The organism is Streptomyces sp. NPDC048600, assembly GCF_055587025.1.
The window spans coordinates 59,102-79,971 of sequence record NZ_JBVJGZ010000022.1 but is presented as its reverse complement, the minus strand read 5'-3'; the positions used below and the strand labels follow the sequence as shown (position 1 = coordinate 79,971).

Annotated in this window: 21 protein-coding genes; 10 read left to right on the top strand and 11 right to left on the bottom strand. The window is 71.4% G+C overall.

All coding sequences use genetic code 11. From position 1 onward, the window contains the following. Positions 1-101: 101 nt before the first annotated feature. From ACZ6SQ_RS26875 to ACZ6SQ_RS26855, 5 genes are all read right to left on the bottom strand, one after another. Complete coding sequence (locus tag ACZ6SQ_RS26875; protein ID WP_469566390.1) at positions 102-1,007, bottom strand: SCO1860 family LAETG-anchored protein; 906 nt, start codon at positions 1,005-1,007, stop codon at positions 102-104. A 267-nt stretch (positions 1,008-1,274) separates the two neighbouring features. Continuing rightward, complete coding sequence (locus ACZ6SQ_RS26870; RefSeq protein ID WP_469566387.1) at positions 1,275-2,366, bottom strand: amidohydrolase family protein; 1,092 nt, start codon at positions 2,364-2,366, stop codon at positions 1,275-1,277. 21 nt (positions 2,367-2,387) lie between these two features. Beyond that, positions 2,388-3,179, bottom strand: a complete 792-nt coding sequence (locus tag ACZ6SQ_RS26865; protein ID WP_469566385.1) for an amino acid ABC transporter ATP-binding protein — start codon at positions 3,177-3,179, stop codon at positions 2,388-2,390. Then, positions 3,176-4,009 (bottom strand): amino acid ABC transporter permease, encoded by an 834-nt coding sequence (locus tag ACZ6SQ_RS26860; RefSeq protein WP_386379422.1) that lies wholly within the window; start codon positions 4,007-4,009, stop codon positions 3,176-3,178. The genes ACZ6SQ_RS26865 and ACZ6SQ_RS26860 overlap by 4 nt, the downstream gene beginning before the upstream one ends. Next, entirely contained in the window at positions 4,009-4,854 is an 846-nt protein-coding gene (locus ACZ6SQ_RS26855; RefSeq protein WP_469566383.1) for a basic amino acid ABC transporter substrate-binding protein, read from the bottom strand. The genes ACZ6SQ_RS26860 and ACZ6SQ_RS26855 overlap by 1 nt, the downstream gene beginning before the upstream one ends. Positions 4,855-5,083: 229 nt before the next feature. Between ACZ6SQ_RS26855 and ACZ6SQ_RS26850 the strand changes: the two genes are divergently transcribed. From ACZ6SQ_RS26850 to thpD, 5 genes are all read left to right on the top strand, one after another. After that, positions 5,084-6,118: a pyridoxal-phosphate-dependent aminotransferase family protein gene (locus ACZ6SQ_RS26850; RefSeq protein WP_469566380.1), complete on the top strand. Its 1,035-nt coding sequence runs from the start codon at positions 5,084-5,086 to the stop codon at positions 6,116-6,118. 318 nt (positions 6,119-6,436) lie between these two features. Then, positions 6,437-6,964, top strand: coding sequence for a diaminobutyrate acetyltransferase (ectA, locus tag ACZ6SQ_RS26845; protein WP_469566378.1), 528 nt, complete (start codon positions 6,437-6,439; stop codon positions 6,962-6,964). A 30-nt stretch (positions 6,965-6,994) separates the two neighbouring features. Then, entirely contained in the window at positions 6,995-8,281 is a 1,287-nt protein-coding gene (gene ectB / locus ACZ6SQ_RS26840; RefSeq protein WP_469566375.1) for a diaminobutyrate--2-oxoglutarate transaminase, read from the top strand. Between the two features lie 21 nt (positions 8,282-8,302). Beyond that, the gene (locus ACZ6SQ_RS26835; RefSeq protein ID WP_469566373.1) at positions 8,303-8,707 is read left to right on the top strand and encodes an ectoine synthase; all 405 of its coding nucleotides are present in this window, start codon (positions 8,303-8,305) and stop codon (positions 8,705-8,707) included. Between the two features lie 4 nt (positions 8,708-8,711). After that, complete coding sequence (thpD, locus tag ACZ6SQ_RS26830; protein ID WP_469566371.1) at positions 8,712-9,599, top strand: ectoine hydroxylase; 888 nt, start codon at positions 8,712-8,714, stop codon at positions 9,597-9,599. A 60-nt stretch (positions 9,600-9,659) separates the two neighbouring features. Here thpD and ACZ6SQ_RS26825 read toward each other — a convergent pair whose 3' ends face one another. The 5 genes from ACZ6SQ_RS26825 to ACZ6SQ_RS26805 all read right to left on the bottom strand — a co-directional run bounded on the left by ACZ6SQ_RS26825 (position 9,660) and on the right by ACZ6SQ_RS26805 (position 14,728). After that, positions 9,660-10,709, bottom strand: coding sequence for an aminotransferase class V-fold PLP-dependent enzyme (locus ACZ6SQ_RS26825; RefSeq protein WP_469566368.1), 1,050 nt, complete (start codon positions 10,707-10,709; stop codon positions 9,660-9,662). Positions 10,710-10,916: 207 nt separating this feature from the next. Further along, the gene (locus ACZ6SQ_RS26820; protein WP_469566366.1) at positions 10,917-11,633 is read right to left on the bottom strand and encodes a DsbA family oxidoreductase; all 717 of its coding nucleotides are present in this window, start codon (positions 11,631-11,633) and stop codon (positions 10,917-10,919) included. A 67-nt stretch (positions 11,634-11,700) separates the two neighbouring features. Further along, entirely contained in the window at positions 11,701-12,231 is a 531-nt protein-coding gene (locus ACZ6SQ_RS26815; protein WP_469566364.1) for a GNAT family N-acetyltransferase, read from the bottom strand. A 39-nt stretch (positions 12,232-12,270) separates the two neighbouring features. Further along, positions 12,271-12,879, bottom strand: coding sequence for a DUF1349 domain-containing protein (locus ACZ6SQ_RS26810; protein ID WP_469566362.1), 609 nt, complete (start codon positions 12,877-12,879; stop codon positions 12,271-12,273). A gap of 319 nt (positions 12,880-13,198) precedes the next feature. Then, entirely contained in the window at positions 13,199-14,728 is a 1,530-nt protein-coding gene (locus ACZ6SQ_RS26805) for an aldehyde dehydrogenase (NADP(+)) (RefSeq protein ID WP_469566360.1), read from the bottom strand. Between the two features lie 120 nt (positions 14,729-14,848). Here ACZ6SQ_RS26805 and ACZ6SQ_RS26800 point away from each other — a divergent pair, with 120 nt between their 5' ends. The 3 genes from ACZ6SQ_RS26800 (at position 14,849) to ACZ6SQ_RS26790 (ending at position 17,678) form a co-directional block, all read left to right on the top strand. Beyond that, a complete protein-coding gene (locus tag ACZ6SQ_RS26800) occupies positions 14,849-15,622 on the top strand; it encodes an IclR family transcriptional regulator (RefSeq protein ID WP_386379410.1) in 774 nt (257 codons plus the stop codon). Positions 15,623-15,625: 3 nt separating this feature from the next. Then, positions 15,626-16,099: a GNAT family N-acetyltransferase gene (locus ACZ6SQ_RS26795; RefSeq protein WP_469566357.1), complete on the top strand. Its 474-nt coding sequence runs from the start codon at positions 15,626-15,628 to the stop codon at positions 16,097-16,099. Positions 16,100-16,226: 127 nt separating this feature from the next. Beyond that, on the top strand, positions 16,227-17,678 hold the full coding sequence (locus tag ACZ6SQ_RS26790) for a peptidoglycan D,D-transpeptidase FtsI family protein (RefSeq protein WP_469566355.1): 1,452 nt from the start codon (positions 16,227-16,229) through the stop codon (positions 17,676-17,678). A gap of 15 nt (positions 17,679-17,693) precedes the next feature. Here the strand turns inward: ACZ6SQ_RS26790 and ACZ6SQ_RS26785 are convergent, their stop codons facing one another. After that, positions 17,694-19,145: an NCS2 family permease gene (locus ACZ6SQ_RS26785; RefSeq protein ID WP_469566353.1), complete on the bottom strand. Its 1,452-nt coding sequence runs from the start codon at positions 19,143-19,145 to the stop codon at positions 17,694-17,696. Between the two features lie 209 nt (positions 19,146-19,354). On the opposite strand from ACZ6SQ_RS26785, the gene ACZ6SQ_RS26780 reads away from it, so the two are divergent. Both ACZ6SQ_RS26780 and ACZ6SQ_RS26775 read left to right on the top strand, forming a co-directional pair. Next, the gene (locus ACZ6SQ_RS26780; RefSeq protein WP_469566351.1) at positions 19,355-19,915 is read left to right on the top strand and encodes a SigE family RNA polymerase sigma factor; all 561 of its coding nucleotides are present in this window, start codon (positions 19,355-19,357) and stop codon (positions 19,913-19,915) included. Next, positions 19,912-20,793, top strand: a complete 882-nt coding sequence (locus ACZ6SQ_RS26775; RefSeq protein WP_469566349.1) for a hypothetical protein — start codon at positions 19,912-19,914, stop codon at positions 20,791-20,793. Before ACZ6SQ_RS26780 ends, ACZ6SQ_RS26775 begins: the two co-directional genes overlap by 4 nt. Positions 20,794-20,870: the final 77 nt, after the last annotated feature.

Sequence of the window (20,870 nt, the reverse complement as noted above, 5' to 3'; positions counted from 1 at the left end):
AAGGCGGACCGTGGGCGGCGTCGCCGCGCTCCCGCTGACCCGGCCGGGCGGGTGGTGGGCGGGTTCGGATGCGCCCACCACCGTCGGCCGCGGCTGCGGCGTCAGCTTCGGCGGCGGGCCAGGGCCACCGCTCCGCCGCCCAGGGCGAGCAGGGCCACCGCGCCGCCCGCCACGTAGGGCATCGTGGAACTGCCGCCGGTCTCCGCGAGGTTGGCCTCCTCCGGGGCGCCCTGGGGCTCGACCTCGGTGACCGGGGAGGGCGCCGGGCTCTGGACGGTCGGTGCGGTCGGCGGGGTCTCGCAGGTGGCTTCGGCGAGGGTGAGGACGCCCTCGACGTCGGCGACGTTGAGCTTCAGCGGGTTGATGGAGACCTTGAGTTCGAGGGCGGTGGCGGCGGCCGTGCGGGAGGTCGTCTCGCGCTGGGACAGGTCGAGCCTGACCTCGCCGACGCCGGGCACCTGGACGTCGGTCGTGCCGCCCGCCGTGAGGGTGACCTTCTTGCCGAGGACCGTGACCGCGCCGAGGACGTTCGCCTCGGCGGCCGGTGCCTCGCCGGTCTCGCAGACCGCGCTGGACGTGACCTCCTCGACCTCGATCACCGAGAGCAGCGGCAGGCCGGGGACGTGCAGCCTGGCCTGGGCGAGGCGGGTACTGGCCTCGGCCTTGTCGTCGGTGACCGTGGCCTCGGCCTCGGCGACCCGCGCGCTGAGCACACTGAAGGGCTTGCCCCCGTCGACGCCGTCGAGCTGCGCGGTCAGGGCGGTCTTCTCGGCGCTCCGCGGGGCCTGGACCTCGTTGAGGGAGACCGCGAGCGGGACGTTCACGGTCTTGTCGAGCAGGGCCACGTCGAGCCCGGTGCGCAGGACGACGGCGCTCGCGCGGCCCTGGTCGGGGGTCGCGTGGGCGGGACCCGCGGCGGCCAGCGCGGCGGGACCCGCGATCAGGGCCGTGGCCGCCGCGGCGGCGGCGAATCTGCGTGCGGGCAGGCGGACGTTGGTGCCGTTCACTTCGTGGGACCCCCAGAGGAGACTGCTTGGGACCCCGAAAGGATTACGCACTGAGAGTGAACGGGCAGCGATCCTCCGTCACTTCACTCCATCGTGGGGTTTCCGTTCTCGTTTTCGATTTCCACGGCACGGATGTTCCCCGCCCTCACCCTCACGCGCCCCGGTGGCGAATCCGCAGGCCGACGGGGCGGCGCGCGGACGGGGGTGCACAACGAGGGCCCGCCGGGGCCGGTAACGATCAGCCGGCCCCGGAGTGAGGGTCCCGGGTCAGCCTGTCACCCGGCCGTTCAGGACGATGCGGCGCGGGGCCGCCAGGGCGCGGACGTCCGCGCGGGGGTCCGTGTCGTAGACGACGAGGTCGGCCGGGGCGCCCTCGGTGAGTCCTGGGCGGCCCAGCCAGGCGCGGGCCGCCCAGGTCGTGGCGGCGAGGGCGTCGACCGGCGGGAGGCCTGCGGTGACCAGCTCGGCGACCTCGGCCGCGACGAGACCGTGCGGGAGGGTGCCCCCGGCGTCGGTGCCGACGTAGACGGGGATACCGGCGTCGTAGGCGTTGCGGACCGTGTCGTAGCGGCGTTCGTGCAGTCGGCGCATATGGGCCGACCAGCGCGGGAACCGGCTCTCGCCGCCGTCGGCGAGCGCCGGGAAGGTCGCGATGTTGACCAGCGTCGGGACGATGGCGACCCCGTGGGAGGCGAAGAGGGGGATCAGGTCGTCGGTCAGGCCGGTGGCGTGCTCGACGCAGTCGATGCCCGCCTCCACCAGGTCCCTCAGGGAGTCCTCGGCGAAGCAATGGGCCGTCACACGGGCGCCCAGGCGGTGGGCCTCCGCGATGCCCGCCTCGACGGCCTCGCGGGGCCAGCAGGCGGAGAGGTCGCCGAGGTCGCGGTCGATCCAGTCGCCGACCAGCTTGACCCAGCCGTCGCCGCGCCGGGCCTCCTGGGCGACGTAGGCGACGAGATCCTCGGGCTCGATCTCCCAGGCGTAGTTGCGGATGTAGCGGCGCGTGCGGGCGATGTGCCGGCCCGCCCGGATGATCTTCGGCAGGTCCTCGCGGTCGTCGATCCAGCGGGTGTCGGAGGGCGAGCCGGCGTCGCGGATCAGCAGGGTGCCGGCCTCGCGGTCGGTCAGCGCCTGCTTCTCGGCCATGTCCTGCGGGATCGCGCCGTGCGAGTCCAGGCCGACATGGCAGTGCGCGTCGACCAGGCCGGGCAGCGCCCAGCCCTCGACCGTGCGTACGTCACGGGCGTCGACGGGACGGTCGTAGGAGATCCGCCCGTCGACGACCCACAGTTCGTCCCGGACCTCTTCGGGGCCGACCAGGATCCGGCCCTTCACGTGCAGCACCGCGCGTTCGCTCATGCACCGCACGATAGTGAGGCCTCAGTCGTCCTTGCCCACCTGGTCGCCCGTCCCCTCCTCGACGTCGGCCATCGCCGGGTCCAGGAGGCGGGACAGGAAGTGCCGGGTGCGTTCGTGGCGCGGGCGGGTGATGACCTCCTCGGGCCGGCCGTCCTCGACGACGACGCCGCCGTCCATGAAGACCACCCGGTCGGCGACCTCGCGGGCGAAGGTCATCTCATGGGTGACGACCATCATGGTCATGCCCTCGTCGGCGAGCATCCGCATGACCGCGAGCACGTCCCCGACCAGCTCCGGGTCGAGTGCCGAGGTCGGCTCGTCGAAGAGCATCACCTCGGGGCCCATGGCCAGCGAGCGGGCGATGGCGACGCGCTGCTGCTGGCCGCCGGAGAGGGAGGACGGGTAGGCGCCGGCCTTCTCGGCGAGGCCGACCCGCTCCAGGTTCTCGGCGGCGACCTTCTCGGCCTCCGCCTTGCCGCGCCGCAGCACCCGGCGCTGCGGCAGGGTGAGGTTCTCGGTCACGGTGAGGTGCGGGAAGAGGTTGAACTGCTGGAAGACCATGCCGATGCGGCGGCGTACGGCGTCGATGTCGACGTCCGGGTCGGTGACCTCGGTGCCGCCGACGAACACCTGCCCCTTGCCGGGCTCCTCCAGCAGGTTCACACAGCGCAGCAGCGTGGACTTGCCGGAGCCGGAGGGGCCGATGACACAGACGACCTCGCCCTGGCCGATCTCCAGGTCGATGCCGCGCAGCACCTCGTTGGTGCCGAAGGACTTGTGCAGGCCGCGGATCTCGATCTCGGGTCGGCTCACTTGACGGCCTCCTGGGCCTTCGCCTCCATACGGCGTACGACGAAACCGAGCGGGATCGTGACCAGCAGGTAGCACAGGCCGGCGACGAGGATCGGTGTGGAGTTGGCGGTGGTGCTGGCGAGGTCGCGGCCGTACTTGGTCAGCTCGCGCTCCTCCAGCGTGACACCGAGGAACAGCACGAGCGAGGAGTCCTTGAACAGCAGGACCAGTTCGTTCGTCAGCGGCGGCAGGATGATCCGGAAGGCCTGCGGCAGGATGATCGAGACCATGGCACGCGCGGGCGAGAAGCCCAGCGAACGGGCCGCCTCCATCTGCCCCTTGGGCACGGCCTGGATGCCCGCGCGGAAGGTCTCCGCCATGTACGCGCCCGCCACCAGGCCTAGCGCGAGCGCGACCTTGCCGTACGTCCCGCCGGGGATCTGCGTGCCCGGGAAGGCCAGCGGCACGGCCACGCCGATGAAGACGAAGATCAGCAGGGCGGGCAGCCCGCGGAAGATCTCGATGTAGACGCCGGCGACCCAGCGGTAGGGCCGCACCGGCGACAGCCGCATCAGCGCGACGACCAGACCGAGGACGATGCCGACGGCGAAGCCGGACAGCGTATAGAGAACCGTGTTCTTCAGGGCCGTGGTGATGACGTCCGGGAACATCTCCCGGGCGATGTCGCCTTGGGCGAACTGGTTCTTCAGCCGGTCCCAGTCGGCCGAGAACCCGACGGCCAGCAGGGCCGCCACGAACACCACGTACTGGGTGCCGCGTGACAGCCGCTGCTTCTGCCGCCGGGTGAGGCCCTTCTTCCTCGGCTGGAGCTGTACGTCCGTGTCGGCCATCAGGACGCGGCCGGGGAGGCGGCGGACTCTTCGTAGGGGCCGATCCACTGCTCGTAGAGCTTCTTGTACGTGCCGTCGGCCTTGGCGTCCGCGAGCGCCTTGTTGACGGCCGCCTGGAGCTCGGTGTTGCCCTTCTTCACGGTGAAGCCGTACTGCTCACCGGTGTTGAGCTGCTCGGCGACCGTGAAGGCGTCGGCGTTGGCCTTGTCCTTCAGCCAGCCCTGGACGACGGGGTAGTCGATGATCACGGCGTCGACCTGGCCGGTGCGCAGGCCGTTGAGGACGGCGTCGGAGGACTCGAAGGAGACCGGGTCGAGGCCCTTGGACTTGGCGTAGTCCTCACCGGTGGTCTGCGCCTGGGTGCCGACCTTCTTGCCGTCGAGGTCGGCGAAGGAGGAGATGCCGCTCTCCTTGTCGACGAGGACCGCCTGGGTGGCGTCGAAGTAGGGGTCGGAGAAGTCGACGTTCTTCTTGCGCTCGTCGGTGATGGTCATGCCGGCCGCGGCCAGGTCGCACTCCCCGGAGTTGAGGAAGGCACCGGTCTTGAAGTTCTCGAACGGGGTGTCGAGGATCTCCTGCTGCACACCGAGGTCCTCGGCGACGAGGTCGATCAGGGCGACGTCGAAGCCCTGCACCTTGCCGTCGATCTCCGACTGGAAGGGCGGATAGGGCAGATGGGTGCAGGTGGTGAGCTGACCGGCCTTGACGAGTTCGACGCCACCGGCGGCGGTCTTCGTACCGCTGCCGCCGTCGTCGTCGGAGGAGCAGCCGGCCACGAGGACCAGCCCGGCCGTCGCGGTGATGGCGGCCAGGGCGCGGGCCCGGCGGCCGATGACGGTGTTCACGGGAGGACCTCCTAGGGGGGAACTGTGCGTTCCGATTATAAGGAGACGTTTGAGGTCCTCAAATCAATCCGTTGGCCAGAGAGCCGTCCGGCCTAAGAAGTCGACGGTGAACAGGGCGCGGCGCGCACGGATGAGAGCCTGTGGCAACGATTAGGCTCCCTTGCGGCCGATCCCGGGAGACCGCTCCCGCGGGGCCGTTCCCGTAAGCAGTAGCGAAAAGAGCAACGCCGTGACCCACCCCTTCCTGGACCTCGCCCCGCTGAGCGCCACCCGCTTCGCCTCGATCGAGGACCGGGTGGCACGGCTGCTCGACACCCGCCAGGACGTCGTGATCATGCAGGGCGAGGCACTGCTGCCGCTGGAGGGCGCGATCCGGGGCACGGCCGGGCCGGACACGACCGCGCTGAACGTGATCACCGGGCCCTACGGGCAGACCTTCGGCGGCTGGCTGCGGGACTGCGGGGCCACGGTGATCGACCTCGCGGTCCCCTTCCACACGGCCGTGACCGCCGCGCAGGTGCGGGAGGCCTTCGCCCGGCACCCGGAGATCGACTTCGTGTCGCTGGTGCACGCCGAGGCCGCGACCGGCAACACCAACCCCGTCGCGGAGATCGGCGAGGTCGTGCGCGAGCAGGGCGCGCTGTTCTACCTGGACGCGGTCGCCTCCGTGGGGGCCGAGCCGGTGCTGCCGGACGCGTGGGGTGTCGATCTGTGTGTGATCGGGGCGCAGAAGGCGATGGGCGGACCGGCCGGCGTGTCGGCGGTGTCGGTGAGCGAGCGGGCCTGGGCCCGTATGGCGGAGAACCCCCGTGCACCCCGCCGCTCCTATCTCTCCCTGCTGGACTGGAAGGAGCGCTGGGTCGACGCCGGCCGCAAGGCCCTGCCGCACGCGCCCGCCCAGCTGGAGATGCTCGCGCTGGAGGCGTGCCTGGAGCGGATCGAGGCGGAGGGGCTGGACTCGGTGACGGCCCGGCACCGGGCGGCCGCGCTGGCCGTGCGGGAGGGTGCGGCCACGGTCGGCCTGCAGCCGTATGTGCACGAGGTCCGGGACGCGGCGCCGGTGGCGACGACCCTGCGGGTGACGGACGGGCGCCACGCCGCCGAACTGGTCGCCCGCGCGCTGGCGGCCGATCCGGAGGTGCCGCTGGCGGCGGGCGGGGGCGCCCTGGCCGCGGAGATGATCCGGGTCAACCACTACGGGGCCGACGCCTCGGTGGAGACCGCCCGCCGGAGCCTCGCGGCCCTGGACGCCGCGGCCCGGTGAGCAGGGGGCGGTGCGCGGGATTCTCGGCACATGTTCGGGAATTCCCCTCCGGTCGAATTCCAAACAAACAAAAGAATTCCGTCGAGCCTAGCCGCCCATATTCTCCTGCCCGCTTTCGATTGGCGTAAACGCCAAGATTCCGTGAACATGTGACGGGTGTGACACGCTCCACACTGAGTCCGTTATGCGCCTTTTCACAGGCCGGATATCGCCCCAAAACACCCCAACCCTCGCGCCCGCGTGATAACACGAACTGTCGCGCCACCCAAGGGCAAACGGCGATGCAATTTTCAATTTGCCTCGCTAAATTCAATCCGCATGACCACCGCACCCGCAGACCTGACAGACCTGATTGTCGACCGCCCGGACATTTCCGACGGAGCCGCTCTCTGGCGGCTCGCGAAGGAATCCGGGAACCTCGATCTGAACTCGTCGTACAGCTATCTGCTGTGGTGCCGTGACTTCGCCGCCACGTCGGCGGTGGCGCGGGACGCGGACGGGGAGCCCGTGGGCTTCGTGACCGGGTACCTGCGGCCGGACCGGCCGGGGACCCTGCTCGTGTGGCAGGTGGCCGTCGACGCCGGGCACCGGGGCCGGGGCCTCGCCGGGCGCCTGCTCGACGCACTGGCCGGGCGGGTCGCCGAGGAGCGGGCCGTCCTGTGCGTCGAGACCACCATCACCCCGGGCAACACCGCCTCCGAGCGGCTGTTCGCCTCGTTCGCCGAGCGGCACGGCGCCCGGGTCGAGAGAGAGGTGCTGTTCGGCCGGGAGCAGTTCCCGGACGGCCCGCACGACCCCGAAGTCCTGTACCGCATCGGCCCGTTGGCCGCACCGCAGTCCCGTTGACCCTTCCGCCGCATTGAGGAGCGATTCGCCGTGACCATCACCCAGCCCGACCTCAGCGTCTTCGAGACCCTCGAGTCCGAGGTGCGCAGCTACTGCCGCGGCTGGCCCACCGTCTTCGACCGCGCGCGCGGCAGCCGTATGTACGACGAGGACGGCCACGCGTACCTGGACTTCTTCGCCGGAGCGGGCTCGCTGAACTACGGGCACAACAACCCCGTGCTGAAACGGGCGCTGCTCGACTATCTGGAGCGCGACGGCGTCACCCACGGCCTGGACATGTCCACCACCGCCAAACGCGCGTTCCTGCAGACCTTCCAGGATCTGGTGCTGCGGCCGCGGGACCTGCCGTACAAGGTGATGTTCCCGGGCCCGACCGGCACCAACGCCGTGGAGGCGGCGCTGAAGCTGGCCCGCAAGGTGAAGGGGCGCGAGGCGATCGTGTCGTTCACCAACGCCTTCCACGGGATGTCGCTGGGCTCGCTCGCCGTGACCGGCAACGCCTTCAAGCGCGCGGGCGCCGGCATCCCGCTGGTGCACGGCACGCCGATGCCGTTCGACAACTACTTCGACGGCACGGTCCCCGACTTCCTCTGGTTCGAGCGGCTGCTGGAGGACCAGGGGTCCGGGCTGAACAAGCCCGCCGCCGTGATCGTGGAGACCGTGCAGGGCGAGGGCGGCATCAACGCCGCCCGCCCGGAGTGGCTGCGGGCGCTGGCCGAGCTGTGCGAGCGGCAGGACATGCTGCTGATCGTCGACGACATCCAGATGGGCTGCGGCCGTACGGGCGCCTTCTTCTCCTTCGAGGAGGCCGGCATCGTGCCGGACATCGTCACGGTGTCCAAGTCCATCAGCGGCTACGGCCTGCCCATGTCGCTGTGCCTGTTCAAGCCGGAGCTGGACGTGTGGGAACCGGGCGAGCACAACGGCACCTTCCGCGGCAACAACCCGGCCTTCGTCACCGCCACCGCGGCGCTGGAGAGCTACTGGGCCGACGGCGCCGCCATGGAGAAGCAGACCCGCACCCGCGGCGAGCAGGTCGAGCAGGCCCTCGTCGAGATCACCGAGGAGAACCTCGCCGACGTACGCGAGTACCGCGGCCGGGGCCTGGTGTGGGGCCTGGAGTTCCACGACAAGTCGCGCGCCGAGCGGGTCGCCCGGCGTGCCTTCGAACTGGGGCTGCTGATCGAGACCTCGGGGCCCGAGAGCGAGGTCGTCAAGCTGCTGCCCGCGCTGACCATCACCCCGGACGAACTGGACGAGGGTCTGCGGGTGCTCGCCCGCGCCGTCCGGGAGACCGCACCCGCCATCACCGTCTGACGCAGGAGGGACCGCACCACCGTGATCGTCCGTTCGTTCAAGGACATCGAGGGAACCGACCGCCATGTGAAGGCCGCGTCCGGGACCTGGGAGAGCAAACGCATCGTCCTCGCCAAGGAGAGGGTCGGCTTCTCCCTGCACGAGACCGTGCTCTACGCCGGGACGGAGACGTCGATGTGGTACGCGAACCACGTCGAGGCCGTCGTGTGCGTGGAGGGCGCCGCCGAACTCACCGACCACGAGACCGGGACGGCGTACTCGATCACTCCCGGGACCATGTACCTGCTGGACGGGCACGAGCGGCACTCGCTGCGTGTCCTTCAGGACTTCCGCTGCATCTGCGTGTTCAACCCGCCCGTCACCGGCCGGGAGGACCACGACGAGAACGGCGTCTACCCCCTGCTCACCGAACCCGAGGAGGTGTGACCGCATGACCACCGTCACCGACCTGTACCCCACCCGCGGCACCACCGAGGTGTCCGTCCCACGTCAGGACCCCGTCGTGTGGGGCAGCCCCGGCACTACCGGCCCCGTCACGGCGGCCGAGCTCCAGGCCTACGAGCGCGACGGCTTCCTGGCCTGTGAACAGCTCATCGGCGACGACGAGGTCGGGGTCTACCACGCCGAGCTGGAGCGCCTGGTGGCCGACCCGGCGATCCGCGCGGACGCGCGCTCGATCGTGGAGCCGCGCTCCAAGGAGATCCGCTCGGTCTTCGAGGTGCACCGGATCAGCGAGGTGTTCGCGTCGCTGGTGCGCGACGAGCGGGTGGTCGGCCGGGCCCGGCAGATCCTCGGCTCCGACGTCTACGTCCACCAGTCGCGGATCAACGTCAAGCCCGGCTTCGGGGCCAGCGGCTTCTACTGGCACTCCGACTTCGAGACCTGGCACGCCGAGGACGGCCTGCCGAACATGCGGACCGTCTCGGTCTCGATCGCCCTGACCGAGAACTACGCCACCAACGGCGGGCTGATGATCATGCCCGGCTCGCACCGGACGTTCCTCGGCTGCGCCGGGGCCACGCCCGAGGACAACTACAAGAAGTCCCTCCAGATGCAGGACGCGGGCACCCCGTCCGACGAGGCGCTGACCGCCATGGCGAGCGCGTACGGCATCCGGCTGTTCACGGGCCGGGCCGGTTCGGCGACCTGGTTCGACTGCAACGCCATGCACGGCTCGGGCGACAACATCACGCCCTTCCCGCGCAGCAACGTCTTCATCGTGTTCAACAGCGTGGAGAACAAGGCGGTGGAGCCGTTCGCAGCTCCGATACGGCGGCCTGAGTACATAGGGGCGCGGGATTTCATGCCGGTGCGGTGACCGTTGGAGGAGTGAGGAGTGAGGGGCCCTGCCGGGTGCGGTGGGGCCCCTCTTCTGTCGTCAGGACAGCGCGTCCAGCAGGCGGTCCACGTCCGCCTCGGTGTTGTAGAGGTGGAAGGACGCCCGGAGATTGCCCGCGCGGTCGGAGAGCTGGAGGCCCGCCGTGTCGAGGCCGGGCTGGCGGTGGCCGAGGCCGGGGACGGAGACGATCGCCGAGCCGGGCGAGGGCAGCGGCTCGTGGCCGAGGGCGGTGAGGCCGGCCCGGAAACGGTCGGCCAGGGCCAGGTCATGGGCGTGGACGGCGTCGATGCCGAGTTCCTCGATCAGTTCGAGGGAGGCGCGCAGTCCGGCGTAGCTGAACAGGCCGGGGCTGACGTCGAACCGCCGGGCGGAGCGGGCGAGTTCGGTGACGGGTCCGTAGCAGCTCTCCCAGGGCAGTTCACCGGCGACCCAGCCGGCGAGCAGCGGGGTGAGTCCGCCGAAGTCCTCCGGCACGGTGCAGAACGCGGCCCCGTGCGGCCCGAGGAGCCACTTGAAGCCGACGGCGGCGACGTAGTCGTGCGCACCGGCGTCCAGCGGCAGCCAGCCGACGGACTGGGAGGCGTCGACATAGGTGCGGGCCCCGTGCGCGAGGGCCGCCTCGCGCACCGCGCCCAGGTCGGCGACACGGCCGTCGGCGGACTGGGCGGCACTGACCGCGACGAGCGTGGTCTCCGGGCGGACGGACTCGGCGAGCCGCTCCAGCGGCACGGCCCGCACCTTGAGGTCGCCGCGCATGTGGAACGGGTTGACCAGGGAGGCGAAGTCGGCCTCCGCGGTGAGCACCTCGGCCCCGGCGGGCAGCGCGGCGGCGATCAGCCCGCCGTACTCGGCGACCGAGCCGCCGGTCGCCACGCGCTCGACGGGAACCGCGGCCAGCCGGGCGAAGGACGCGCGCACGGCCTCCACGTCCTCGTAGAGCGGGCCCAGCGGCCGGCCCTCGGCCCGCATCCGCACCGCGTCGTGCAGGGCGGTGACGGTGCGGGCCGGCAGCAGGCCGTTGCTCGCGGTGTTGAGGTAGGTGTTCTCCGGGGCGAACTCGGCACGGACGAGGCTCTCGAAGGTCTCCATGGGACCACTGTGGATCGTGGAGACCTGTCGGTCCATTGCGATTGTTTGCGTGGTTCTGCGAAGCAACGCTTATGGATGCGCCCTGACCTGCGGTTTTCCGAACCCGTTGATTTCCGAACCCGTTGATTTCCGAATCCGTTGGTTTCCGGACCGGCGGGTTTCCGGACCGGCGGGTTTCCGGACCGGCGGGTTTCCCGCCCGCTGCTGTCAGGCCTGCGGCACCGCGCATCCGTCGGGCCCGCAGGCCTCGGCGGAGTCGTCCTGGATCAGGGTGAGCGGGGAGCGCTCGCCCCAGGCCTGGGTCAGCGCCTGGGTGAACAGCTCGGCGGGCTGGGCGCCGGAGACGCCGTACTTGCGGTCGAGGACGAAGAAGGGCACGCCGTTCGCGCCGAGCTCGGCGGCCTCGCGCTCGTCGGCGCGGACCTCGTCGGCGTAGGCGGCCGGGTCGGCGAGCACCTTGCGGGCCAGGCCGGCGTCCAGCCCGGCCTCGACGGCGAGCTCCACCAGCCGCTCGTCGCCCTCCGTGAAGACGGACCGCTCCTCGGCGAAGTTGGCCCGGTAGAGGATCTGCACCAGGTCGTCCTGGCGGCCGTGCTCCTTGGCGAGATGCAGCAGGCGGTGCATGTCGAAGGTGTTGCCGTGGTCACGGCCGCGGGTGCGGTACTCCAGGCCCTCGGCACGGGCCTGCGCGCCGACGTTGTCCTCGGCGGCCTGGGCCTGGTCCTCGCTGAGGCCGTACTTCGCGGCCAGCATCGGGATCACCGGGCCGGCGTCGGCCTTGGCGCGGCTGGGGTCGAGCTCGAAGGAGCGGTGCACGACCTCGACCTGGTCGCGGTGCGGGAAGGCCTCCAGCGCCTTCTCGAAGCGGGCCTTGCCCACGTAGCACCAGGGGCAGGCGATGTCGCTCCAGATCTCGACGCGCATGTGTCTCGGTTTCCTTCGGGTCGTACGGATACGGAGACTGTCTCCGCTCCCGTACGTGAACCTTCAATCAGCCGGTTCCATTCCCCCGGGCGCGACGCTCGGCCGAGACGTCCAGCCGCAGATCGAGGTGGTGGTCGTCCGGCGCGCGCGGCCGGTCCGGGTCGGGGGTCCAGCCGTGGCGGGCGTAGAAGGCCTGGGCGCGGAGGTTGTGCGTGTGCACCCGCAGGACGGCCGTCCGCCGCCCGTCGGCGCGCCACTGCTCCCGGCAGGCCGTGTGCAGGGCGCTGCCGATCCCGGACCGCCAGTGGCCCGGGTCCACGTGGAACTGGCGCAGGTCAACGGTGTCCGCGGGCACGCCCGGTACGGTCCGGAAGGAGGCGAGGCCGACGATCCGCCCCGCCTCCACGACGCACAGCACCTGCCCGTCGGTCCGCCCGATCGCGTCCCGCCAGGACGCCGCCCAGTCGGTGCCGTCGTCCGGGATGCCGTCCGGGTAGTACGTCGCCCGGGCCCGCGCGTGCAGCGCGGCGACCGTCTCCGCCTCGGCACGCACGACGGTCCGGATCACCCGGCTCCCGGTCACTCGCTCACTGATCACGCCCCTCAGGACGCGCTTTCGGCCACCCGGGTTCCCCGCTCAGCTGCCGTCCCGCAGATCAGCGGGCCAGTACGGCCGGAACTCGATGTGGTCGTACGTCACCACACAACCCTCTCCGAGCGGCGCCTGCGCGAGGAATCCGACCAGCGCCGCGCCGGTCTCCTTCTCCCCGCCCAGGGTGAACAGCCGCACAAAGGTCCACCGTTCGCCGTCCCGGGAGGCGTGGAAGGCGAACGCCCGCCCGGTCCGGCTGATCCGCAGCCACACCGAACTGCCGTTCACAGTGAAGGAGTTGGCGTCGTCGGAGTGCCCCCGGGTGACGACCGTGCACACGGTGGGCACGTCCGGCGAGTACTCCAGGCACAGTTTGGCCCACGCCCGGTCCCCGACATGCGCGTACAGCACCCCGGCGTCGAAGGCGGAGTTGAAGCCCACCGTGACCCGCGCGATCAGCTGGAAGTCGCCCTCGGGCGCCCCGAGCAGCCGCGGCGCGTCGGACGCCGGGTCCAGCCCCTCGTCGGTCGGCGGCACGAACCGGTCCTGCCGGGGCCCGGCCCACCCGGTGAGCACCTCGTCCTCGTACGACCAGTGCCCGTCGGGTCCATAAGTGCGCAGAGGAAAGGGCAGTTCGGGAAGAGAAAAATCCATGACCGAATTCTCCACGGCGCCCTCCAGGGCCCCAAGGCCCGTCAGGAGCGCGGGCTTTCAGGGGCGCGGGCTTGCAGGAGCGCGGGCTTTCAGGGGCGCGGGGAACTGCGCGACAAGCCACAACGGGGCTTGCAGGGGCGCGGGGAACTGCGCGACAAGCCACAACGGGGCTTTCAGGGGCGCGGGGAACTGCGCGACAAGCCACAACGGGGCTTTCAGGGGCGCGGGGAACTGCGCGACAAGCCACGACGCACCCGCACCCGGCACACCCCCGCAACCCGGCACCCCGAACCCCGCACCCCCACAACCCAACGGAGTGCTACCGCTCCAACCGCCCGTCCACCCTCCGCGCCACCCCCAGAGGGTTCTCGTCCCGCAGCTCCGCGGGAAGCAGCGCGGCGGGCGCTCCCTGGTACACCACCGGCCGCAGCCACCGCTCGACGGCCGTCCCGCCCACGGAGGTCGACGTGGAGGTCGTCGCCGGGTACGGCCCCCCATGGTGCTGGGCCGCCGCCACGGCGACCCCCGTGGGCCACCCGTTGACCAGCACCCGCCCCGCCAGCGGCGTCAGCTCCGCGAGCAGCGCGGCCCCGCGCCCCTCCCCCGCGGCCTCCTCCGCGGACAGATGCACGGTCGCCGTGAGGTTGCCCGGCAGCCGGGACAGGACGCCCGTCGCCTCGTCCTCGTCCTCGTAGCGCGCGACGACGGTGACCGGGCCGAAGCACTCCTCCAGCAGCAGGTCGTGGTCCCCCTCGCTCGCCAGCCGGGCGGCGGGGACCGTCAGGAAGCCGGGGCTCACGGTGTGCTCCCCGGCCGCCCCCGGCGTCACGGGTGAGTCCACCTCGGGCAGTTCGGCCCGCTCGGCGACCCCGGCGACGAAGTTGTCCCGCATGCGGTGGTCCAGCAGAACCCCCGCCCCGGTGTCGCTGACGGCGTCGGTGAGGGACTTCACCAGCCGGTCACCGGCCGCCCCGCCCGGCACGAGCACCAGGCCGGGCTTCACACAGAACTGCCCGACGCCCAGCGTCATGGATCCCGCCAGGCCGGTGCCGATGGCCTCGGCGCGTTCGGCGGCGGCGGCCTCGGTGACCAGGACCGGGTTGAGGGAGCCCAGCTCTCCGTGGAACGGGATCGGCACCGGCCGGGCGGCCGCCGCGTCGAACAGCGCGCGGCCTCCGCGGACCGACCCGGTGAAGCCCGCCGCGGTGACCAGCGGGTGCCGGATCAGCTCGACTCCGGCCTCGAACCCGTGCACCAGCCCGAGCACGCCCGCCGGGATGCCGTGCTCGGCCGCGGCGGTGCGCAGCACCTTGGCCACCAGCTCGGACAGCGCGGGATGGTCGGGGTGCGCCTTGACGACGACCGGGCAGCCCGCGGCGAACGCGCTCGCGGTGTCGCCGCCGGGGACGGAGAAGGCGAAGGGGAAGTTGGAGGCGGAGTAGACGGCGACGACTCCGAGCGGCACCTTGTAGCGGCGCAGGTCCGGGATCGGCGGGGTGGCGGTGTCGTCCGGGTGGTTGATGACCACGTCGAGGAAGGCGCCCTCGTCGACGATGTCGGCGAAGGCCCTCAGCTGGTAGCGGGTGCGGGCGAGTTCGCCGGTGAGCCGGACCGGCCCGAGCGCGGTCTCGGCGTCGGCGGCCTCGACGAGCAGGTCCTCGGTCGCCCCCAGCCGCTCGGCGGCGGAGCGCAGGAACGCGGCGCGGACCGTGCGGTCGGCCAGCGCGCCGCGGGCCTCGTGCGCGGCGCGGACGGCGGCGTCCACCTCCTGGGCCGTGGCCTCCACCGCAACCTGTTCCCGCTGCTTCCCGGTTCGGGGGTCGACACTCCAGACTGGTGCTGCTGCCACCGCGGATCCCTCCACATGTATCTGGGTCATCCACCAGCGCGTTCGATATACTGAACGCCGTCTCTGATGATGAATAGGCTTTCGGAGACTATTTCCCGTCGAACGAAGGGGTCAAGGGCGATGTCGGCTGGAGAGACGGGGGGCGGAGCGCAGGTCAAGTCCGCGGTACGGACGGTCGAACTGCTGGAGTACTTCGCCGGACGCCCCGGCATGCACTCCCTCGCGGCGGTCCAGGAGGCCGTCGGCTACCCCAAGTCCAGCCTGTACATGTTGCTGCGCACCCTGGTGGAGCTCGGCTGGGTCGAGACGGACGCCACCGGCACGCGCTACGGCATCGGCGTGCGGGCCCTGCTCGTCGGCACCTCCTACATCGACGGCGACGAGGTCGTCGCGGTGGCGCGGCCGACCCTGGACCGGCTCTCGGACGACACCACGGAGACCATCCACCTCGCCCGTCTGGACGGCACGAACGTCGTCTACCTCGCCACCCGGCAGTCGCAGCACTATCTGCGCCCCTTCACCCGGGTCGGCCGCCGGCTGCCCGCGCACTCGACCTCGCTCGGCAAGGCGCTGCTGAGCACGTTCTCCGACGAGCAGGTGCGCAAGCTGCTGCCGGAGACGCTGCCCGCGCTCACCGAGCACACCATCACCGACCGGGAGCAGCTCATCGAGGAGCTGCACCAGGTCCGCGAGCAGGGTTACGCGGTCGACCGCGAGGAGAACACCCTGGGCCTGCGCTGTTTCGGCGTGGCCATCCCGTACCGCACGCCGGCCCGGGACGCGATCAGCTGCTCGGTCCCGGTGGCCCGGCTGACCCCCGCGCACGAGCAGATGGTGAAGGACGCCCTGTTCGACGCCCGCGACCGGCTGACCCTCGCGACCCGGAGGCTCTGACCCATGGACGTCGTACTGCGCGCGGTCCACGACAGCGATCTGCCCGTGTTCTTCCGGCAGTCGAACGATCCCGAGTCGCTGCTGATGGCCGCCTTCACCGCGGCCGACCCCGCCGACCGGGACGCGTTCGACGCGCATTGGGCGCGGATCCGCGCCACGGACGGCATCGTGAACCGGACCGTGCTCGCCGACGGGGACGTCGTCGGTCACGCGGCGGTGTACGGCGCGCCCGGCGAGCGCGAGGTGACGTACTGGATCGACCGCTACTACTGGGGGCGCGGCATCGCCACGGCCGCGCTGGCGGCGCTGCTGGCCGAGGTCGGCGAGCGCCCGCTGCACGCCCGCGCGGCGGCGGACAACGCCGGTTCGCTGCGGGTGCTGGAGAAGTGCGGGTTCCGGGTCACCGGGCGGGAGCGGGGGTTCGCGAACGCGCGGGGCGAGGAGATCGACGAGGTCGTCCTGGTCCTGGAGGCCTGACCGGGGAGTACCCGGACCGCGTACGAGGCGGGGTTCCTGAGGTCGCCCTGACCCCGTACATGAGTGCCGGATGAGAAAAGTACCGGAAGGGAACGATCCGGCCGCCTTCGCTCGTCTTGTGACCGGGATGAACAAGACGATCAGGCGGGCGTCCGTCTTCACACTGCTGCTGGTGCTGGCCCTGCTGTTCAGGGCGACCTGGGTGCAGTTCTACGAGGGCCGGGCGCTGGCAGACGACAAGGACAACCGGCGGAACGCGATCGCGCTGTACAGCGAGCCGCTCGGCGACATCGTCGTGGGCGGCGAGGCCGTCACCGGCTCGGCGCGCACGACGGGCGGCGACCTCAGATACAAGCGCACGTACACCGACGGCGAGCTGTACGCGGCCGTGACCGGCTACAGCTCGCAGGTCTACGGCGCCACCCAGCTGGAGGGCGTCTACCAGGACCTGCTGGACGGCACGGACACCCGGCTGAACAACGTCCTGGACACGGTCACGGGCAGGCGCGCCGACCCCGGCGACGTGATCACGACCGTCGACCCGGGCGTGCAGAGGGCGGCCTACGAGGCCCTCGGCGACAAGAAGGGCGCCGCCGTCGCCGTCGACCCGGAGACCGGGAGGATCCTCGCGGTCGTCTCCACACCGTCGTACGACCCCGGCGCACTGGCCACCGGCGACACCTCGGCGTGGCAGGAGCTCCAGAAGGACTCGGACAAGCCGCTGACCAACCGCGCGCTGCGCCAGCCGCTGCCGCCCGGCTCGACCTTCAAGCTGGTGGTCGCCGCGGCGGCCCTGGAGGACGGGCTGTACTCCTCGGTCGACGAGGGGACCGTCAGCCCCGACCCGTACGAGCTGGAGCAGTCCGACCGCACGCTCACCAACGAGAACCCGTCGGCGCCCTGCGAGGACGCCTCGATCCGGACGGCCCTGCAGTACTCCTGCAACAACGTCTTCGGCAAGATGGCCGTCGACCTCGGGCAGGACAAGGTCCGGGCGATGGCGGAGAAGTTCGGGTTCAACGACACCGAGCAGGACGTGCCGGTGCGCGCGTACCCGAGCGTGTACCCGAAGGACATGGACGAGGCGCAGACCGCGCTGTCCGGCATCGGCCAGTTCGACGTCACCGCGACGCCGCTGCAGATCGCCATGGTGTCCGCGGCCATCGCCAACGGCGGTGAGCTGGTCTCGCCGCACATGGTCTCGCGCATCACCGACAGCAACGGCGACGTGCTGGAGGACTACGACGACAACGTCTCCACCGAGCGGATCGTCTCCTCCTCCACGGCCGAGCAGCTGCGGTCCGCCATGGAGACGGTCGTGGAGGAGGGCACGGGCACGAACGCGCGGGTGTCCGGGGCCACGGTCGGCGGCAAGACCGGCACCGCCCAGCGCGGCGAGAACAACTCCAAGACGCCGTACGCCTGGTTCACGTCGTACGGGAAGTCGGACACGACCGGGAAGCAGGTCGCCGTGGCGGTCGTGGTGGAGCAGTCCGACGCGGCCCGCTCCGAGGTCAGCGGCAACGGACTGGCCGCGCCGGTCGCCAAGGCCGTGATGGAGGCCGCGCTGGACGACTGATCAGCCGCACCCGGGTCAGAGCAGCAGCTGTCGCACCGGGTCGATCGCGAAGTACACCAGGAACAGCGCCGAGGCGCCCCACATCAGCCAGTGGACCTCCTTCGCCCTGCCGAGGGCCGTCTTGATGACGACGTAGGCGACGAAGCCGGCGCCGATGCCGTTGGTGATGGAGTAGGTGAAGGGCATCACGGCGATGGTGAGGAAGGCCGGGACGGCGATCTCGTACCGGTCCCAGTCGATGTGCTTGACCTGGGTCATCATCAGGAAGCCGACGGCGACCAGGGCGGGCGCGGCGGCCTGGAGCGGGACGATCGTCAGCAGCGGGGTGAACAGCAGGGCGAGGGCGAACAGGCCGCCGGTGACGAGGTTGGAGAAGCCGGTGCGGGAGCCCTCGCCCACGCCGGCCGCGGACTCGATGTAGGACGTGGCCGAGGAGGACGAGGCGGCGCCGCCCGCCACCGCCGCGGCGCCGTCGATGAGCAGCACCCGGCCGAGGTGGGGCACCTTGCCGTCCTCGTCGAGCAGGCCCGCCTCGGCGCTGATGCCGACGACCGTGCCCATGGTGTCGAAGAAGTCGGACAGGATCAGGGTGAAGACCAGCAGGACGACGGTGATGACACCCACGCCGGGCTCGCCGAAGGCGCCGAAGAGACTGAACTGACCGAGCAGCCCGAAGTCCGGGGTGCCGACGACGTCGTCGGGCCACTCGGGGGTGGTCAGGCCCCAGCTCTCCACGTCGGCCAGGGAGTTGACGGCGATGGCGACCAGGGTCATGGTCACGATGCTGATGAGGATCGCGCCCTTCACCTTGCGGGCCAGCAGCGCGACGGTCAGCAGCACCCCGAGACAGAAGACGAGGACCGGCCAGCCGGTGAGCGTGCCGGTGCCGCCGAGCTGGACAGGCACGGTGGTGTCGGCGGCGTCGGGTATGCGGCTGACGAACCCGGCGTCGACGAAGCCGATGAACGCGATGAACAGGCCGATGCCGACGCTGATGGCCTGCTTCAGCGGCTGCGGGATCGCGTGCATGACGGCCTCGCGCAGCCCGGTGACCACCAGCGCGCAGATCAGCAGGCCTTCGAGGACGATCAGGCCCATCGCGTCGTCCCAGCTCATCAGCGGGGCGATCTGGAAGGCGACGACGGCGTTGAGGCCGAGACCCGCGGCGAGCGCGAGCGGGAGGTTGCCCGCCACACCCATGATCACGGTCATCACGGCGGCCACCAGCGCGGTGGCGGTGGTGAGTTGGACCGGGTCGAGGGCCTCGCCGTACTTGTCCTCGGCGCTGCCCAGGATGATCGGGTTCAGCACGAGGATGTAGGCCATCGTGAAGAACGTGGCGAAACCGCCGCGTATCTCCCGGCCGAAAGTCGACCCCCGCTCGGATATCCGGAAGAACCGGTCGACCCCGTTCGCCGTCGGTGGTACGGCTGTTGGCCGGTCGGTGACCTTGTCTGTCTCGGACATGGCGACACTCCTCGCTGGTGATCGCTGTGCGGATGCTGGCTGGATTGTTCCCCCGTTGAACCCGTTGCAGGTTTTCCCCGTGTAACGGAATCAAGTTCGGCCCTCCATACAGTGTTCGAGACCCCGCACATGCCGCTGATACAGTTCCGAACCCGGCCCGGCGTACGGCTGTTCGAGGACCGGGGAGCCACAGCGAGGAGAGACCGCCCGTGGGGACAGTCGTCGACGACGCCGCCTCCGTGGAGTTCCATGCCTTCTTCGAGCGGCACTACGCCGAACTCGCGCGCCTCGCACATCTGTTGACCGGTGAGCCCGACGCGGCCGACGATCTGGCCGCGGACGCGCTGCTCGCGCTGTGGCACCGCTGGGACCGGGTGCGCGCGGCCGACCGTCCGGTGGCGTACGCACGCGGGGTGGTGGCGAACCTGGCCCGCACCCGGATCCGTGGCGCCGTGCGCGAGCGGCGGCGCGTCGCGCTGTTCTGGTCGCAGCGCGAGGAGCGGACCGAGAACCCCGATGTGGCGGGCGCCCTGGACGTCCAGGCCGCGCTGCGCAGACTCCCTTTCCGCAAGCGCGCCTGCGTGGTGCTGCGGCACGCCTTCGACCTGTCCGAGAAGGACACCGCGCTGGCCCTCGGGGTGTCGGTGGGTACGGTGAAGAGCCAGACCTCGAAGGGAATGGCCGAACTGCAACGGCTGCTGGGCCCGCAGGGGGCGGCGCGGCAGCTGCACGCGGCGATGGCGCGCGAGGCCGGAGGTGGGAACCGATGACGCGGGACGGGCACGAGGAGCTGCGCGCCCGGCTGCGCGAGGCGGCCGGGGCGCATCAGCCGGACCGCGCGCACATCCTGGCCAGGGTCGAGCGCGGGATGGCCGGGCAGGACCACAAGGACCACCGGGCGCGGCGGCAGCCGGTGTTCGGCTGGCTGCGGGTGGCGGGCGCCACCGCCGCGGTCGCGGGCGTACTGGCGGCCGGCGGCTACGCGGTGGCCTCGGCCGTGCGGGAGGAGGCGGCCCCGCCGCAGCGCCCGGTCGCCGGGTCGGCGACGCCCTCGCCGTCCCCGGACGTCACCGGCGGCGCGTCCGCCTTCCCCGCGGACCCGACACCGGGCCGTACGGACGACACCGCCGAGCCGCCCGCGTCCCCCGGTGCGTCCCCGTCGGACACCGCCCCGGCCACCGCACCGCCGTCCTCCGCTCCCGCCGGTCCCGCGGACCCCGGCGTCGAGGACGGACCGCTGTGGTCGGACGGCTCGGTGGACCCGCACAGCAACGAGTTCTGGGCGCAGAGCAACGTCACCCTGCGGACGACGCGGCAGCTCTCGGCGCTCACCGTACGGCTGGAGGTCGCCCGGACCGGCGGGGTGTCCGACACCGGCGCCTGGCGCTCGCTGCCGGAGGAGGACTTCACCCTGACCGTCGGGGAGCGCGGCGGATTCCTCGTCTACACCTGGACCCTGAAGCAGGGGCGTACCGTCCCGCCGGGCCGGTGGGTGTTCGCCGGGCAGTACGACCACGAACGCGGCGGCCGGGACGCCGGGGACGACCGCTACACGGCGACGGCCCGCTCCGGCTCCCAGGACCTGTCCGTGACAGGGGACTTCGCGCCCCAGGGCGACAACGCGGCCACGGCCGAAGGGAATTCGTAGCCCTCTCCCGGCACGGGCCGGAAAAAGATCCCCGGACACGGCAACCCTTTCCTCCGCGGCGGCGACCACCAGGCGCA